This window comes from Ruegeria sp. AG7, from assembly GCF_056541545.1.
Map to the genome: position 1 here is coordinate 1 of NZ_JBQFYP010000003.1, position 14,093 is coordinate 14,093.

General features: G+C 52.5%; 12 protein-coding genes, 1 tRNA gene and 1 pseudogene. 2 read left to right on the top strand and 12 right to left on the bottom strand.

Annotated features, from left to right (window positions below):
* Positions 1-94: 94 nt before the first annotated feature.
* Positions 95-193: pseudogene (locus ACR0BF_RS04900) on the top strand (integrase core domain-containing protein); the annotation flags it as partial.
* 199 nt (positions 194-392) lie between these two features.
* On the opposite strand, the gene ACR0BF_RS04905 reads toward ACR0BF_RS04900, so the two are convergent.
* Positions 393-971 carry a recombinase family protein gene (locus ACR0BF_RS04905; protein ID WP_480624397.1) on the bottom strand — a complete coding sequence of 193 codons (579 nt, stop codon included), beginning with the start codon at positions 969-971 and terminating at the stop codon, positions 393-395.
* Positions 972-1,437: 466 nt separating this feature from the next.
* Between ACR0BF_RS04905 and ACR0BF_RS04910 the strand changes: the two genes are divergently transcribed.
* Positions 1,438-3,147, top strand: a complete 1,710-nt coding sequence (locus ACR0BF_RS04910) for a sulfatase-like hydrolase/transferase (RefSeq protein WP_480535589.1) — start codon at positions 1,438-1,440, stop codon at positions 3,145-3,147.
* A gap of 770 nt (positions 3,148-3,917) precedes the next feature.
* On the opposite strand, the gene ACR0BF_RS04915 is transcribed toward ACR0BF_RS04910, so the two are convergent.
* The 11 genes from ACR0BF_RS04915 to ACR0BF_RS04965 all read right to left on the bottom strand — a co-directional run bounded on the left by ACR0BF_RS04915 (position 3,918) and on the right by ACR0BF_RS04965 (position 14,043).
* The gene (locus ACR0BF_RS04915) at positions 3,918-5,210 is read right to left on the bottom strand and encodes a hypothetical protein (RefSeq protein ID WP_480624398.1); all 1,293 of its coding nucleotides are present in this window, start codon (positions 5,208-5,210) and stop codon (positions 3,918-3,920) included.
* A gap of 19 nt (positions 5,211-5,229) precedes the next feature.
* On the bottom strand, positions 5,230-6,624 hold the full coding sequence (locus ACR0BF_RS04920) for a tyrosine-type recombinase/integrase (protein ID WP_480624399.1): 1,395 nt from the start codon (positions 6,622-6,624) through the stop codon (positions 5,230-5,232).
* Between the two features lie 77 nt (positions 6,625-6,701).
* Positions 6,702-6,778: transfer RNA gene (locus ACR0BF_RS04925), tRNA-Arg, on the bottom strand.
* A gap of 77 nt (positions 6,779-6,855) precedes the next feature.
* The gene (locus ACR0BF_RS04930; RefSeq protein WP_480624400.1) at positions 6,856-8,076 is read right to left on the bottom strand and encodes a cysteine desulfurase; all 1,221 of its coding nucleotides are present in this window, start codon (positions 8,074-8,076) and stop codon (positions 6,856-6,858) included.
* 13 nt (positions 8,077-8,089) lie between these two features.
* On the bottom strand, positions 8,090-8,656 hold the full coding sequence (locus ACR0BF_RS04935; RefSeq protein WP_480624401.1) for a YIP1 family protein: 567 nt from the start codon (positions 8,654-8,656) through the stop codon (positions 8,090-8,092).
* Positions 8,653-9,138, bottom strand: a complete 486-nt coding sequence (locus tag ACR0BF_RS04940; protein WP_480472819.1) for a YIP1 family protein — start codon at positions 9,136-9,138, stop codon at positions 8,653-8,655. Before ACR0BF_RS04940 ends, ACR0BF_RS04935 begins: the two co-directional genes overlap by 4 nt.
* Entirely contained in the window at positions 9,138-10,418 is a 1,281-nt protein-coding gene (gene sufD / locus ACR0BF_RS04945; RefSeq protein ID WP_480472821.1) for a Fe-S cluster assembly protein SufD, read from the bottom strand. Before sufD ends, ACR0BF_RS04940 begins: the two co-directional genes overlap by 1 nt.
* Positions 10,418-11,173, bottom strand: a complete 756-nt coding sequence (gene sufC, locus ACR0BF_RS04950) for a Fe-S cluster assembly ATPase SufC (protein ID WP_480624402.1) — start codon at positions 11,171-11,173, stop codon at positions 10,418-10,420. Before sufC ends, sufD begins: the two co-directional genes overlap by 1 nt.
* 48 nt (positions 11,174-11,221) lie before the next feature.
* Positions 11,222-11,425, bottom strand: coding sequence for a hypothetical protein (locus tag ACR0BF_RS04955; RefSeq protein WP_480517060.1), 204 nt, complete (start codon positions 11,423-11,425; stop codon positions 11,222-11,224).
* A complete protein-coding gene (gene sufB, locus ACR0BF_RS04960) occupies positions 11,425-12,945 on the bottom strand; it encodes a Fe-S cluster assembly protein SufB (protein ID WP_480624403.1) in 1,521 nt (506 codons plus the stop codon). The genes ACR0BF_RS04955 and sufB overlap by 1 nt, the downstream gene beginning before the upstream one ends.
* 18 nt (positions 12,946-12,963) lie before the next feature.
* Positions 12,964-14,043, bottom strand: coding sequence for a cysteine desulfurase family protein (locus ACR0BF_RS04965; RefSeq protein WP_480553531.1), 1,080 nt, complete (start codon positions 14,041-14,043; stop codon positions 12,964-12,966).
* Between the last annotated feature and the right edge of the window lie 50 nt (positions 14,044-14,093).

Sequence of the window (14,093 nt, forward strand, 5' to 3'; positions counted from 1 at the left end):
TTATCTATCACCTCATGGACATAAACCGACCGGCCAAACCAAGGATGCCATGGATAAAGAACCTCGCGCCGGTCGGTAACGTGGGTGTACTGGCGTTCAGTTGTACAACACCCACAGACCACATTCGGCGCTCGGAAACCTGACGCCCAGAGAATTTGCTGAGAAAAGAACGATGGACAAACTGGCCGCGTAAGGCCATCAAATCGAACCCAAGGACTCTCCGCGAGGCGGAGGTAACTTGGGGCTCAGGTCAATGAAAAGCCATGTAGTCCATGTGGCAGACTTCCTTATCCATTGTCAGAAGGTGTAATTCTCAGCGTCCCCGGCAGTTATTGGTACGTGTCTTTTCGGCTTTGTTTATCAGCCATTAGTTGCTCATTTTGCTGACCAATTCAGCGCTGCCCTTCCACAGCGACTGACTGATGAGCCTCATTAACGATCCGATAGACCGATCTCTGAGAAATACTTAAGCGCTGGGCGATCTCGTGCTTCTTGTAGCCTTGCCCCAGTAGCTGAAGCACCTCAGAGGCTCTCATACGTGCCGTTGGTTTTCTACCTTTGTATTTACCCTCAGCTTTAGCTTTGGCTATCCCCTCTCTCTGCCGTTCCAGCATCATCTCTCGTTCGAACTGAGCGATGGACCCGAGCACATTCAACATGAGCTTGCCTGTAGCTGTGGACGTATCAAGGGACATATCGAGTACCCTCAGTGCGACGCCTCTCTTTGTGAGCTCATCCACGATCTCGCCTAAATTCCTGACTGAACGAGCAAGGCGGTCAAGCTTAGTGACAATGAGGACATCTCCTTCTCTGCAGTAGCTGAGAGCTTCACTGAGCGCCTCTCTACGGGCAATAGAGGAGACTTGTTCTGAGTAAATTTTCTCGCATCCAACTTCCGAGAGTGTCGTCTGTTGGGCTTCAAGTCCGGCTTGTTGCTCCAGTGTAGAAGTTCTTGCGTATCCGATAATCATGCTGGTGGTATCCTTTAGGTTCTTAGACGTTGAGGCAGTTGCCTGCCAAAAGCCGAGATCGACTTCATTGCCACCATTTCCGCCACCCTCAGCATATGGACACAGAACCTTGGCCTATTGGCGGAGTTTTTAGTTGGAAACGAAGGGGTGGGGGGTTTGGTAAACCGACTTCAAAAAGGAGGGGGTTTATTGTTCTCATTATTACCTCTGAAAAACGGTTCCTTAGTGGTGCAACATCTGAAAGGTTCGAGCACCGGACATTTGATAGCTGACAGAAGTTGTCAGATGACCGCTCTGAGCCCGGAACGGACAGTTTCATACTGCTGGACGTGTCGTTAGTTTTGCTGTTCTATCGGACACGCATCGAGTGAAGCGGTCGTCGACCAATCTTCTATTCCTTTGCTGGCAAGATACTCTAATGACTTTTGGTATGGTTGGAAGATCAGAACATGGGGGAAACGACCGAATGATGAAGAAGGTACTGATCGCATCCGCAGCGATGTGGGCATCTGTCGCCGCCGCGCAAGACAACCAAATTATTCACGATGCAGAGTTTTTTGTACTAAATGCACAGCATGGAGATCGCTGGGCAGAAGAGGATGCAGCCATTCAAACGAGATTGGCGGAACTCAAAGAAGAACACGGGCGGCCACCAAACATCGTCTATATTCTTTGGGACGATCAGCCGTTTGGCATCGTGGGCTTTCCGGGAATTCAACAAACTCTTGGGTTTTCGACGCCTAATCTAAACGAAATGGCGGCCGAAGGAATTAACTTCACTCGGATGTACTCCGAGCCGTCTTGCACTCCAACTCGAGCCGCATTTCTAACAGGTCGCATCCCTGTCAGACATGGCATGGGTGTCGTGGGGATGCCCCATGAGTACGCGGGTCTACGAGGTGACGAGGTTACGATTGCCGAAGTACTGTCCGAAGTTGGCTATGCAACTGCGCACTATGGAAAAGGGCATCTGGGGGACATCGAAGAAAGCTACTTGCACAACCAAGGTTTCGACGAAGCTCTTTTCACCCCGATGAACCAAATAACATCTCTCTATGACGCTATGGGTTCCGCTGCCAATGCAACGCTTGGGTTCCCCAATATTGGTCCAGAAGACCCATACAAGTTAGATGACCCGGGTCTTCTTCCTGAAGGTTGGGTTCAGACGATTGACGGGCGAAAAGGCGAACTAGGGGAAGAATGGGGATTACCTAACAACGAATGGTATTCCAAAGTCGATCCCGAAAGCCAAGACAGGATGATCAACTTCATCCGACGGAACGCTGAAGCCGAAAAACCATTCTACGTACAGTATTGGCCCAATTGGCTGAATTTCCTTCAGCCGGATATCGAACGAAACACATTGAATGGTGGCAAAGTCGCTGAGGCATATCACAGGCTTGATCTGTTCGTTGGTCAAGTGATGGATGAACTTGAGAGCCTTGGTATCGCCGAGAACACAATCTTCGTGGCGATGGCGGACAATGGGCCAATGGTTCACAATCCTCCGCCAGGGTGGGGCATGACGCAAATCATGTTTTCAGGTGGAAAAGGTGATTTTACCGAAGGCGGCGTTCGTGTGCCGGCGTTTGCGTGGTGGCCCGGTACGATTGATGGCGGTCAATTGGTTGGCGACATGGTACACGTCACAGATTTGTTTACAACCTTCGCAACTATTGCCGGAGCAACAGATCACATCCCTCGCGACCGCGTTATCGATGGCGTCGACCAGAGCTCATTGCTGTTGAACGGAGATACTTTCTCGCGTCGTGATTGGGTGCATATTTACCAAGGTCACACACTCGCGGCCACTGTGAAAGGGCGTTACAAGCAGCATTGGATATCAGCGGACCCGGGCGCCGCATCTGGTATCGGTGCGTCATACTACGACCTTTACCAAGATCCACACGAAGAAAGCCCCCACTTGGTTCCTCTCATTCACACTCTTGGACAATTCAAGATGATGCGTATGCGACACGAGCTGCTGAAAGAACAGTATCCCGATAAACCAAACGCACGTGGAATTCCTCTGACAGGGTTATCAAACGCCCGTCCAGAAACTCTTGCAATTGCGGACAGGCTTGAACGAAATCTGCAAGGCCTGCCGGTAACCGTGCAGGAGTTTATTCAGCGTCAGCCCAGCTTCGAAATGATGGATTTTGATTGGGGAGATTGACTGCAAAAAGGGGCCCGCAAATTGCGGGTCTTCGTTGGCAAACTCCACAATCGAAAAGAAACGACTTTCGAATTCAGCCTTTGGGTAGCAAAGATGTCGTTCACGCGGCCCCCAACTCGACACCGCAGTGAACGGCAGCTTTGTCCGCACAGCAGACCTTGATGAACCGTGCGGCTAAAGCCCGCTTTGAGCGAACAGTAATGGCTGCACAATCCAATTTCGGTCGAGCAGCAATCCGACAAGTATACAAAGCACTAGGAAGTTGTCTGATGAAATCTCAAGAGCTCTTATTGACGCCCTAAAAGTCGAAGGTTGAAATCAAACTTCAAAGACAACCACCAACAAATTGATATTAAATTAAAATAGCTCCAGTTCCCACTGACATAAAGGCCCCGTGAGAGCCTCTTAGAGCCCCGTAGAGCGGTCCATTGCGACCTCTTGGTCTTCCCCTACCAGAAAGAAGCAAACGGCCCCGTTATGCTCCTTTGGATTGATCCAATGAAGCAAAGCATCTCGTTGACTGTATCGATGAAAAAAACTCTCAAAGCCACTCAAACTTAACAAACACTCGGAGCCATTCGACTACGCCCTTAGCGTTCATAGTAACCCGCAAGGTAGGACATTATGGTATCTACCGTTAGCATTTTAGAAGTAGTCTACAAGCAATCTAATACACATCGTATGGTAAACCCAAATCTTACACATATGAGCAGTAAGTAATTGAAGCAGATAAGGTAATAGTCTCAGTATCTACTGAGAATTCTTCTTCATCAAAGTTCCACCTCTAAGGTAGGCTTAACTCCAGCATGCTCAAAAAAAGCTTCGGTGAACACTTCTTTTGCGGCATCTATGTCCTTTGCGCGAACAATGAGACAATCATGGATTGGAAGTGCTGGTACATTGTGTTCACGTTTCAGCATAAGGAGAGTTTGATTCATTATATTTGAGTCAATTGCCTGAAGTTTCAGAGAGTTAAATCCATGAGCTTCTAGATCATTCAAGAAGGGGTAGTACTCTAGAAGCTTAGTTTGGACTGGATTGCTTCTTCTGCTTACCCTTCCATTGCCGACAATTGTGTTTACTGCCTGTTTGACTTCGGCACGATCAATTCCCTCTATCTTGTAGAGGTCGGCGCCAACTTCATACTCGGCACCAAACAAGCCATGAAGCATGGTTAGTTGACAGGCCTTTATGTCGATTTCGGCTGTAGCTTCACCGCCAATCTGGATACGTTTACGGTCTTCAGACTTCCAATTGATGTAGGTGGACTCAGAACCGTAAAATCTACCCCCCATATCCCATTGATAGTCCTCAGTATCGCCATTGTTGAACAAGCGATACAGCACAGGAGGCGCACCAAAGCTGTACTGCCATTCAGCCAAGAATCCATTGATTTCCCGAACATCAGCTTCGAGCGCATCAGTCGTTGGTGTTCTTTGGTAAGAAATGAGTCTGCCCTTAGCCTGACCACTAGTCTTTGTTGCTCTGAGGCTGATTGGTTGGGACTTTTTGAATTCTGTCCTGAAATGCAGAGACAACGTAGCTGGGCTGATTCCAAATTCCTCAAGCTTTGTCAGCAAAAGGGGTGTCGCCCTAAGTCGTGTAGCCCATCTCTTATTCGGAGTGTTCGGGTGATATATCTCCCCGTCCCAATCATCACTTCCCCTGAAGCCATCAGCGACATCCATTAGCCCCATTAAAGGCCACTCTTCCTTTAGGGTTTCGTAGTGCCTGCTGGTAGCCAAAGTGCCTTTGAATTTGGTTCTATCCCCCAATCGCCAGCAGTAACCATTCGACTCTGTGTTCAGAGCTGCTTCAAGTAAGTCGCCAATAAGTGCGGCAATCGTGGCTTTTAATGATATGGCTACTTCCGCTTTAAGCCCTCTTTTTCTCCTTCCCTGCCCTCTTTGAAATGAAACGGTCTGATCCAGTATCGCATCAACAGCCTTATGAGCCTTTTCAGAAAAAGGCAGCATAACCAAGGTGGCCATTTTCGCTGCCCTCAGTTCTTCAGGTTCAAAGTCTGGCCTGACTTTAAGCGTAATGTTCCTGTCGTCTTTCATTTCTCTTCACTTCACCAAATTACGTCAGACGTCGAGCGCCTTCTGACTCGCATTCGATCATATGCAGTAGATGATTATGAAGAACCGACAGCTCATGTCCTAAACCGTAGGATTCCCCCACACCGTAAGTCTTCCAACCCCCGATCCTGTCATGAATATCCTTTGGACAGCCTGTATTTCTTAGCCGGTCTTTCATCGAATGCCTTAGGCTATGCATACTTTGCTTTTCACCTCTAAGCCCCTGTTCAGTTAGCCATTTGTTCAACGCGGCTGAGGTTGCATTTTTGTCGTAGTCACCATGCCTAGTGATCATGGGGAAAAGATAATCCTCTTCTGAAGCAGCCATCGCTTGTTTCACGCCCCATAGAGCTGCACCAACTAAGGGAACTTTCCTAGCGGACCCGTCGTTTTTGACTTCTCTAACGCTATTTGCCGCGATGCAGACATACGGTATCGGTGCATCTAAATGGACATCACTCCGAAGTAATCCTGCAATCTCAGACAGTCTCGCACCAGTATCGCTTAAGACTGCAATCAACCACCTACGCTCATCGTTAACCTTCCTGCACCGTTTCTGAATGGCCATGACCTGTTCAACTGTAAATGGGTTCTTTGTCGGTTCAGTATCCCTTTCGGATTCCGGTATTTGCAATTTTTCCAGAGGGTTATTCATAGGCACTTCAAGCTCGATGATAGCCGTATTGAATACTGGCCTCACTTGAGCGAGATACCTTTTTATTGTCGCTTTTTTCACCCCGCTTTCAAGCAGGTCCTTGACATACGCGTTCCCGTGTTCCCGCCGAAACTGATCTATAGGCATGTCTCCGTTGACCTTTATGAACCTCTGTGTGGCTCGGTCAAACTGAGGGTCTGATGACCGTCTTGGATGAAAGTACAGGTGTTTCTCGATAACTTCGGAGAAGCTGGGGCAAGTGAGTTTGTTCAGTTCATCACCTTCAGCGTAAAACAACTCAGCTGCCATCCTAAGGCCTGCTGGTAGACGTTCCTTTACGATACCGGGATTGTTTCCGTAAGGGTCGTGAGAGTGAGCGAGAAGTTCGCCTACAAACTCTTCCGGCTCTATGTCGTATTTGTCGTACTCGACGGCTTGACCCGGCTTCAGGCCATACTTTCGAAGTACCGCCATTCCCTCCTCTCTAGTCTGAAGGTCTGATTGCCCCTTCGATCTCAACAGGCTCCATTCCCTGTCGATACGCCTAGTTTCTTCGAATGACCGCTTTGCCGCCAACGCAGGGTTGTCTGTCTTGAGCGAGGAAAACAGATGGGCTTTTCCACTGTATTTACTCTGTAGGTCGGACGGAATTCGACGGCGATAGTAGGCCGTACCTCTACGCCACTCCACGTATTTTATCTTCATACTGATTGGGCCGATTTTGAACCAACTTGCTGTCATGTGTCACCTATTGTGTCACCTAACAGAGCGCAATATCAATCTAACTCGTTGAAGTTATTCTATTATCTTCATTGATATGGCGCACCTGAGAGGATTCGAACCTCTGGCCTCTGCCTTCGGAGGGCAGCGCTCTATCCAGCTGAGCTACAGGTGCCTTGGCCGTTAGCTAACCTTGTTCCAATCCGGGTGCAACTGCAAATCGCGATTGCCGCACTCTTATCAAAACCAAAATCAGCCAAACAGATCATGCGCCAATTCAAGCGCTTCGATCAGTGTATCAACTTCATCGGTAGTGTTATAGAGACCAAAGCTGGCGCGGCATGTTGCAGTCACCCCCAGATGGTCCATCAGCGGCCCGGCACAGTGGTGACCGGCGCGAACCGCTACACCTTTCTTGTCGAGAATGGTTGAGACGTCGTGAGCATGGCCAGCACCGTCCAGCGTAAAGCTGAAAATCGCGGCCTTGTCCGGGCGAGTGCCTTGAACCTGCAACCAGTTCAGCCCAGTCAGACGTTGCATCGCGTAATCGCGCAAGCTGGATTCATGAGCTGCGATGTTTTCCATCCCCAGGTCCATCATATACTCCAGCGCCACGCCAAGACCGATGGTCTGTACGATCCCCGGCGTGCCGGCCTCGAACTTCATTGGCGGGTCATTATAGATGATCTGATCCTTGCTGACCTCTTTGATCATGTCGCCGCCACCGATAAAGGGGCGCATTTCGGCCATGCGTTTGGATTTGATGTAAATCGCACCTGACCCTGACGGCCCATAAAGCTTGTGGCCTGTGATCGCGTAGAAATCGCACCCTATTTCTTCGACATTTACCGGCATGTGAACGGCACCCTGACTGCCATCAACCAGAACCGGGACGCCCTTGGCGTGGGCACCATCAGTTATGGCTTTCACATCTACAACCGTACCCAGCACGTTCGAGCAGTGTGTCACTGCAACCAGCTTGGTTTTCGGTCCGATTGCATCGATTACCGCCTGCGGGTCAAGCCCGCCCTCTGCGTCGACGTCGACCCATTTCAGCACGACGCCCTGTCGTTCGCGCAGGAAATGCCAGGGTACGATGTTTGCATGGTGCTCCATCACACTCAGAACAATCTCATCGCCCGCTTCAAGTCGCGGCATAGCCCAGCCATAAGCGACCAGGTTGATCCCTTCGGTCGTACCAGAGTTCAGGACGATCTCATTCTCGTTCGATGCCCCCAGAAACCGCGCGATCGTGCCACGAACGGCCTCGTATTTCTCTGTCGCAAGATTGGACAGGAAATGCAGGCCACGATGGACATTCGAATACTCCTCGGCATAGGCCCGCGTCACCGCGTCAATGACCACCTGAGGTTTCTGAGCCGAAGCACCATTGTCGAGATACGTCAAAGGCTTGCCATTCACCTGACGCGACAAGATCGGAAAGTCAGAGCGGATTTTCTGCACATCATACATAAGAGAGGTATTCCTAGACGGGCCCGGTTGGGCTTAGAAACAGAACGAAGGGGATGGCGACAAGGGCTGACAACACAATTACCGCAAAGGATTTCCAGAGCGACCCGAGTTGATGCGCTTCGTTCAGAAAATGAAGCGTGACGTAAAGGCTCAGGATTGCTGTCGCCAACAATGTCATCATCATCAGGAACGGTAGGGTCAGGCTCAAGATCAGCGTCACGACCAAGCCGGCTATTTGCAGGAATTGCAACCAGATCGTCAAAACCATCAGATCATCGAACTTCGCCAGACCTCCAAGCATTCGCCCGACCAGCAGGAATGCGACGATGCTCAGCATCATGGCCCCGGCCGAGCGCACCAAAACCATGGGAATGCTTTCGAGCGCCGGAGAGGGTTGGCCTGCCGCCATTGTTATCGACAAACCTATTCCCAATTGGACAACGCAGTTCAAAACGACCGCCAGTGCAAATGCCAGCCAAAGCACTTCTCGCCCCAGCTTGAGCGCCATCAGCAGTCGCGCCGCTTCGGCCGGGTTCCTGATCGTCAGGACAGCCATATTTCCCAGAAAACTCGAATTCATGCGACGGACCTTTGCACTTGTCTGAGACCGGATACCCAGAACCAGACAAAAACAGCAACCCAGACAAGACCCACAATCGTCAATGTAGGCCCTGGTCCGATAAACCCGGCGACAAGGCCGTTCAGCAGAACCAGTGGTGCAGACGACAACAGCGCCCAGAACAGCGCCAGGCGCGCACCATAAGCGCTTCCCTGACCGCCAAACAAGCGCGCCGCCCAATGAGACACCAGTGCCAGCGTGTAAAAGACCAAGGGCAGAATGAACACGGATCCAAGCAGAGCACCACCCAAAAGCATGTTCAGCTCAACGCCTTCCAGATGCGCTTTGCGCGCAAGGCCAGGCATCTGGGCGATGAATGCCACCACACAAAACGCCATGACAAAGATCAGCGCCCGGTCTTCTCGTTGACCCATATCCAGAAGCCTGCGCACCACGCGCCCCGGCCCCTTGTACGTTGCCAGGATATCCGACGACAGGGCCATCAGCTTCGGCGCGCCAGCCACCCTTCCAGACGGCTTACGATTTCATCTGCCAATGTGCTGTCTTCGATCTCGTCCACTGCTTCGGCCAGGAATGCCAGCGTCAACATGTTGGTCGCGTCCTTGACCGGTACACCCCGTGACCGAAGATAGAACAACGCCGTATCGTCAATCGCACCCGAAGTTGAGCCATGGGAACACGCCACGTCATCGGCGTAGATCTCAAGTTCCGGTTTGGCGAGGAACTGGCTGTCATCATCCAAAAGCAGCGATTGACTGATTTGGTAGCCATCGGTTTTCTGGGCCCCTTGCTTTACAAGGATCTTGCCTTGAAACACTCCGGTCGCACCGTTGCGCAGCACTTTCTTAAAGACCTGACGGCTTTCGCAATTCACCGCGTCATGGGTGATGAACACCGTGTCATCATGGTGGAAATCACCATCCCCAACACAGGCCCCGGCCACATGCGCCACCGCATTGTCGCCAGTCAGTTCAACGACCTGTTCGTTACGGGTCAGCACCCCATTCGCCGTCAAGGTGAAGGACTTGTAGACCGACTCTGCCCCCAAACGCGTGAACATATGGGTCGCGGCGCGACGTTCATGGTCCCTGCCCTGCGCCCGCACATGATGCAGCGTCCCCTTGTCGGCAATTTCAATCTCTGTACATTTGTTGAAACGCGACGCCGCCGGGCCGGATTCAAGAATAGTCACCTCGGCCCCGCTTTCCACGCGAATGACGTGATGCAGGATCGCGTCGGATGTCGGCGAGGCATGACGATAGATCAGGTTGATCGGTTTGGAGGGTTTGCCCGTAACGTGAATGGCAACGCCGTCCGACGCAAAGGCCGTGTTCAATGCAGCCAACGGGCGTTGAACCGGGGACTGGCCGCGCGCTTCCAGAACGCCATACAGGTCTTTTGCCCAATGAATGTCTTTGCAGCAGATGTCTTCAATCCGGTCGATCTTGACACCGTCCAGCGACAGATCATCGGATTCCTCGGCGCTGAACACCCCGTCGACAAAAACAATTTTCAAACGGTCAAGGTCGTTGAAAAGCACCGGTTCATCATTGATAAACACCGCCGCAGGCAAAGCCTCGGCAGAAATCAGACTATCGGGTTGAGTGTATTTCCAATACTCATCCCGGCGCCCCGGCAGGCCGGATTCCAGAACACGCGCCAAAGCGTCTTCGCGTGCACCACGGGTGCAGCCCGCATCGGGCATGATCAACGTAGCCAGACGCGCCTCGGTTGCGGATTGTTTCGCTTGCGGCAAAGCCATCAGTTCACCTCGGCCAGAATGTCGGCATAACCGTTGTTTTCAACCTCAAGCGCCAGTTCAGGTCCGCCCGTCTTAACGATGCGACCATTGGCCATGATATGCACAACATCCGGTTTGATGTGATCCAGCAGGCGCTGATAATGCGTGATCACCAGGAACCCACGGCCTTCGTCCCGCAGGGCATTCACACCTTCGGCCACCAGTTTCATCGCGTCCACATCAAGGCCCGAGTCGGTTTCGTCCATGATGCACATCTTGGGTTCAAGCATGGCCATCTGCAGGATTTCGTTACGCTTTTTCTCACCGCCCGAAAAACCAACATTGACCGGGCGCTTGAGCATATCCGCGTCGATCTTTAGCGTCTTTGCTTTGGCACGCACCTCTTTCAGAAAGTCTGCGGCAGACAGTTCCTCTTCGCCACGGGCCTTGCGCTGCGCGTTTACCGCGGTGCGCAGGAACGTCATGTTGCCAACGCCGGGGATTTCAACCGGGTATTGGAAGGCCAGGAAAACACCTGCTGCCGCGCGCTCTTCCGGTTCCATCTCCAGCAGGTTCTGACCGTCCAGAGTGGCCGAACCTTCGGTCACTTCGTACCCGCCGCGCCCCGACAGAACATAGCTAAGGGTCGATTTGCCCGACCCGTTCGGACCCATGATCGCGTGTACCTTGCCAGCCTCGACCGTCAGGTCCACACCTTTGAGGATCTGCTTGTCTTCTTCTTCAAGCTGTACGTGCAGGTTTTTGATTTCCAGCATTTTTTGTCCTTTTGCGTATCGCAAGGGGCGTCTTGGCCCCGCATTGTTCTAGCCCAGTAATCTGCGGATCAGTCTGGCGAGGATCCAACCTAGGATCGCCCCGCCACCTACCGCCCAAACCGGGTTGATGAATTCCATGTAATGGGTGTTGACGTAGGCCACGCCAAGCAGCCCCCCCAGAACCGGCAATGCGTACCCAAGCCAGGTCAACACATCATCCTTACGGATGCGGGTTCTGGGTGACTGCGTCATCACCCAACCGACCCTTCAAGTGAGATGGCCACCAACTGCTGTGCTTCCATCGCAAACTCCATCGGAAGCGCCTGAAGCACGTCCTTGCAGAAACCGTTGACCACCAGGGCCACGGCTTCTTCCTCGTCCATGCCGCGCTGACGGCAGTAGAACAGCTGATCGTCATCCACTTTTGACGTCGTCGCCTCGTGCTCAACGCGGCTCGAGTTGTTCTTGACCTCGATATAGGGAACCGTATGTGCACCGCATTTGTCGCCGATCAGCAGACTGTCACACTGTGTGTAGTTCCGGCTGTCCTTGGCTTTCGGGTGCATCGACACAAGCCCACGATAGGTGTTCTGGGCCTTGCCCGCGCTGATGCCCTTGGACACGATGCGCGACTTGGTGTTCCTGCCCAGATGAATCATCTTGGTGCCGGTGTCGGCCTGTTGATAATTGTTGGCAATCGCGATCGAATAGAACTCACCCTGGCTTTCATTGCCGCGCAGGATGCAGGACGGGTATTTCCATGTCACGGCCGATCCGGTTTCCACCTGCGTCCACATCACCTTCGACCGGTCACCCCGGCAGTCGGCGCGTTTGGTCACGAAGTTATAGATACCGCCCTTGCCGTTTTCATCCCCCGGAAACCAGTTCTGAACAGTCGAGTATTTCACCTCGGCATCTTCTTCGACGATGATCTCGACCACGGCAGCATGCAGTTGTGCCGTGTCACGTTGGGGAGCGGTACAGCCTTCCAGATATGAGACGTACGAGCCCTTGTCAGCAATGATCAGGGTGCGTTCGAACTGACCGGTGTTCTCGGCGTTGATGCGGAAATAAGTGCTTAGTTCCATCGGGCAGCGAACGCCCGGCGGGATGTAGACGAATGAGCCATCCGAGAATACAGCTGAATTCAACGTTGCATAGAAGTTGTCCGATACGGGAACCACGGTTCCCAGGTACTTCTTGACCAGCTCAGGATGCTCTTTGATTGCCTCAGAGATCGAGCAGAAGATCACGCCTGCCTTTTTCAGTTCGGCCTGAAAGGTGGTACCCACGGAAACCGAGTCAAACACTGCATCGACCGCAACCTTGCGGCCCTCGGCGGGAGCATCCTCAGCACCTTCGACACCAGCCAGAATCATCTGTTCTTTCAGAGGGATACCAAGCTTTTCGTAAGTGGCGAGCAGCTTTGGATCAACCTCATCCAGAGATTTGGGTTTCTCTTCCATCGATTTGGGGCGGGCATAGTAATACTGGTTCTGAAAATCGATTGGCGGATAGTGAACCATCGCCCATTTGGGCTCTTCCATTTTGGCCCAACGCTCGAACGCGGCCAAACGCCATTCGGTCATCCACTCAGGCTCATCGTTTTTCCCCGAGATCAGACGGACGATATCAGGGTTCACGCCTTTGGGGGCGTATTCCATCTCGATATCGGTATTCCAGCCATATTTATATGTGCCGACCTCACGAACCGCATCCACGGTTTCCTGATCGACACCTTCTTTCACCTGGGTCTGGTCCAAAGTGGCCATGACTTACCCTCCGTCAGATCACGCAGCCCGCGCGCGATGCTTTTTCTCTTTTTCAAGCCACGTTTCGGCGAAACGCAGCACATCTTCTTCCGTCGTCTCTGGCCCCAACGAAACGCGGATTGCGCATGAGGCCACCGTCTCATCAAATCCCATTGCCGTCAGAACCCGACTGGTTTTGACTTTGCCGCTGGAACAGGCGGATCCCGCACTGATGGCAAAGCCAGACAAGTCCATCTGCATCACCTGCGTTTCGCCTTTCCAGCCGGGCGTCGCGAAACACAGGGTATTCGGGAGTCGCTCCTGATTTTTCCCGACAAAAATAGTAGATATTGCACCAGCCTCAAGGGCGTTTTCTAGAATATTTCTAAGTTCTCTGACTTTTTCCCATACTCCATCAGCCAGATCGCGTTGAGCTGCCTCGGCAGCCGCGCCAAAACCGGCAATACCCACCACATTTTCAGTGCCGGATCTTCGCCCCATCTCCTGACCGCCACCGCTGGCCAAAGGTTCGATATCGATACCTTGCCGCAGGATCAAAGCGCCAACACCTTTTGGCCCGCCAATCTTATGCGCCGACAGGATCGCCATATCTGCGCCACTCCAGGCAAAGGAAAACGGAATGCGTCCAACAACCTGCGTAATATCCAGCAACAGCCAATCAGCGCGCCGCGCGCCATAGGGCCACTGGTTCTCAACTTTCTGAGGCGGATGCGTGATGACTCCGGTCTCAGAGTTCGCTAGCCCCATCGCCAATATGTGCCCGGGGCCAAAAGGATGCTCGCTGCAATGGGTCAAGTCGAAATGCGACCACAGCGCATCGTGGGCGGTGCTGTCGACAAAGACGTCGCAGCCTTCGGGGCGGTTTTGCAGAACCCGCGCTGCTTCGGTCGCGCCAGAGGTAAATATGACCTCTTGCGGACGGCAACCGACGGACTCGGCGACCTGCGCCCGCGCGCGTTCGACCAACGCTTTTGCGGCACGCCCTTCTGCATGAACAGATGACGGGTTCCCGACCACATCCATCGCCGCGATCATCGCCTCGCGTGCTTCGGGTCGCAGCGGTGCGGTCGCATTATGATCCAGATAAACACGTTTCATGGATACATCTTTTCTCGCACAGTAGTCATATGCATGTTCGACTTGCCCAG

Coding starts and splice junctions, on each gene's coding strand:
- ACR0BF_RS04935 (WP_480624401.1), bottom strand. CDS start 8,656: ATGAATTCGAGTTTTCTGGGAAATATGGCTGTCCTGACGATCAGGAAC.
- ACR0BF_RS04915 (WP_480624398.1), bottom strand. CDS start 5,210: ATGAAAGACGACAGGAACATTACGCTTAAAGTCAGGCCAGACTTTGAA.
- ACR0BF_RS04955 (WP_480517060.1), bottom strand. CDS start 11,425: ATGACGCAGTCACCCAGAACCCGCATCCGTAAGGATGATGTGTTGACC.
- ACR0BF_RS04920 (WP_480624399.1), bottom strand. CDS start 6,624: ATGACAGCAAGTTGGTTCAAAATCGGCCCAATCAGTATGAAGATAAAA.
- ACR0BF_RS04940 (WP_480472819.1), bottom strand. CDS start 9,138: ATGGCCCTGTCGTCGGATATCCTGGCAACGTACAAGGGGCCGGGGCGC.
- ACR0BF_RS04910 (WP_480535589.1), top strand. CDS start 1,438: ATGATGAAGAAGGTACTGATCGCATCCGCAGCGATGTGGGCATCTGTC.
- sufC (WP_480624402.1), bottom strand. CDS start 11,173: ATGCTGGAAATCAAAAACCTGCACGTACAGCTTGAAGAAGAAGACAAG.
- ACR0BF_RS04905 (WP_480624397.1), bottom strand. CDS start 971: ATGATTATCGGATACGCAAGAACTTCTACACTGGAGCAACAAGCCGGA.
- ACR0BF_RS04930 (WP_480624400.1), bottom strand. CDS start 8,076: ATGTATGATGTGCAGAAAATCCGCTCTGACTTTCCGATCTTGTCGCGT.
- ACR0BF_RS04965 (WP_480553531.1), bottom strand. CDS start 14,043: ATGAAACGTGTTTATCTGGATCATAATGCGACCGCACCGCTGCGACCC.
- sufD (WP_480472821.1), bottom strand. CDS start 10,418: ATGGCTTTGCCGCAAGCGAAACAATCCGCAACCGAGGCGCGTCTGGCT.
- sufB (WP_480624403.1), bottom strand. CDS start 12,945: ATGGCCACTTTGGACCAGACCCAGGTGAAAGAAGGTGTCGATCAGGAA.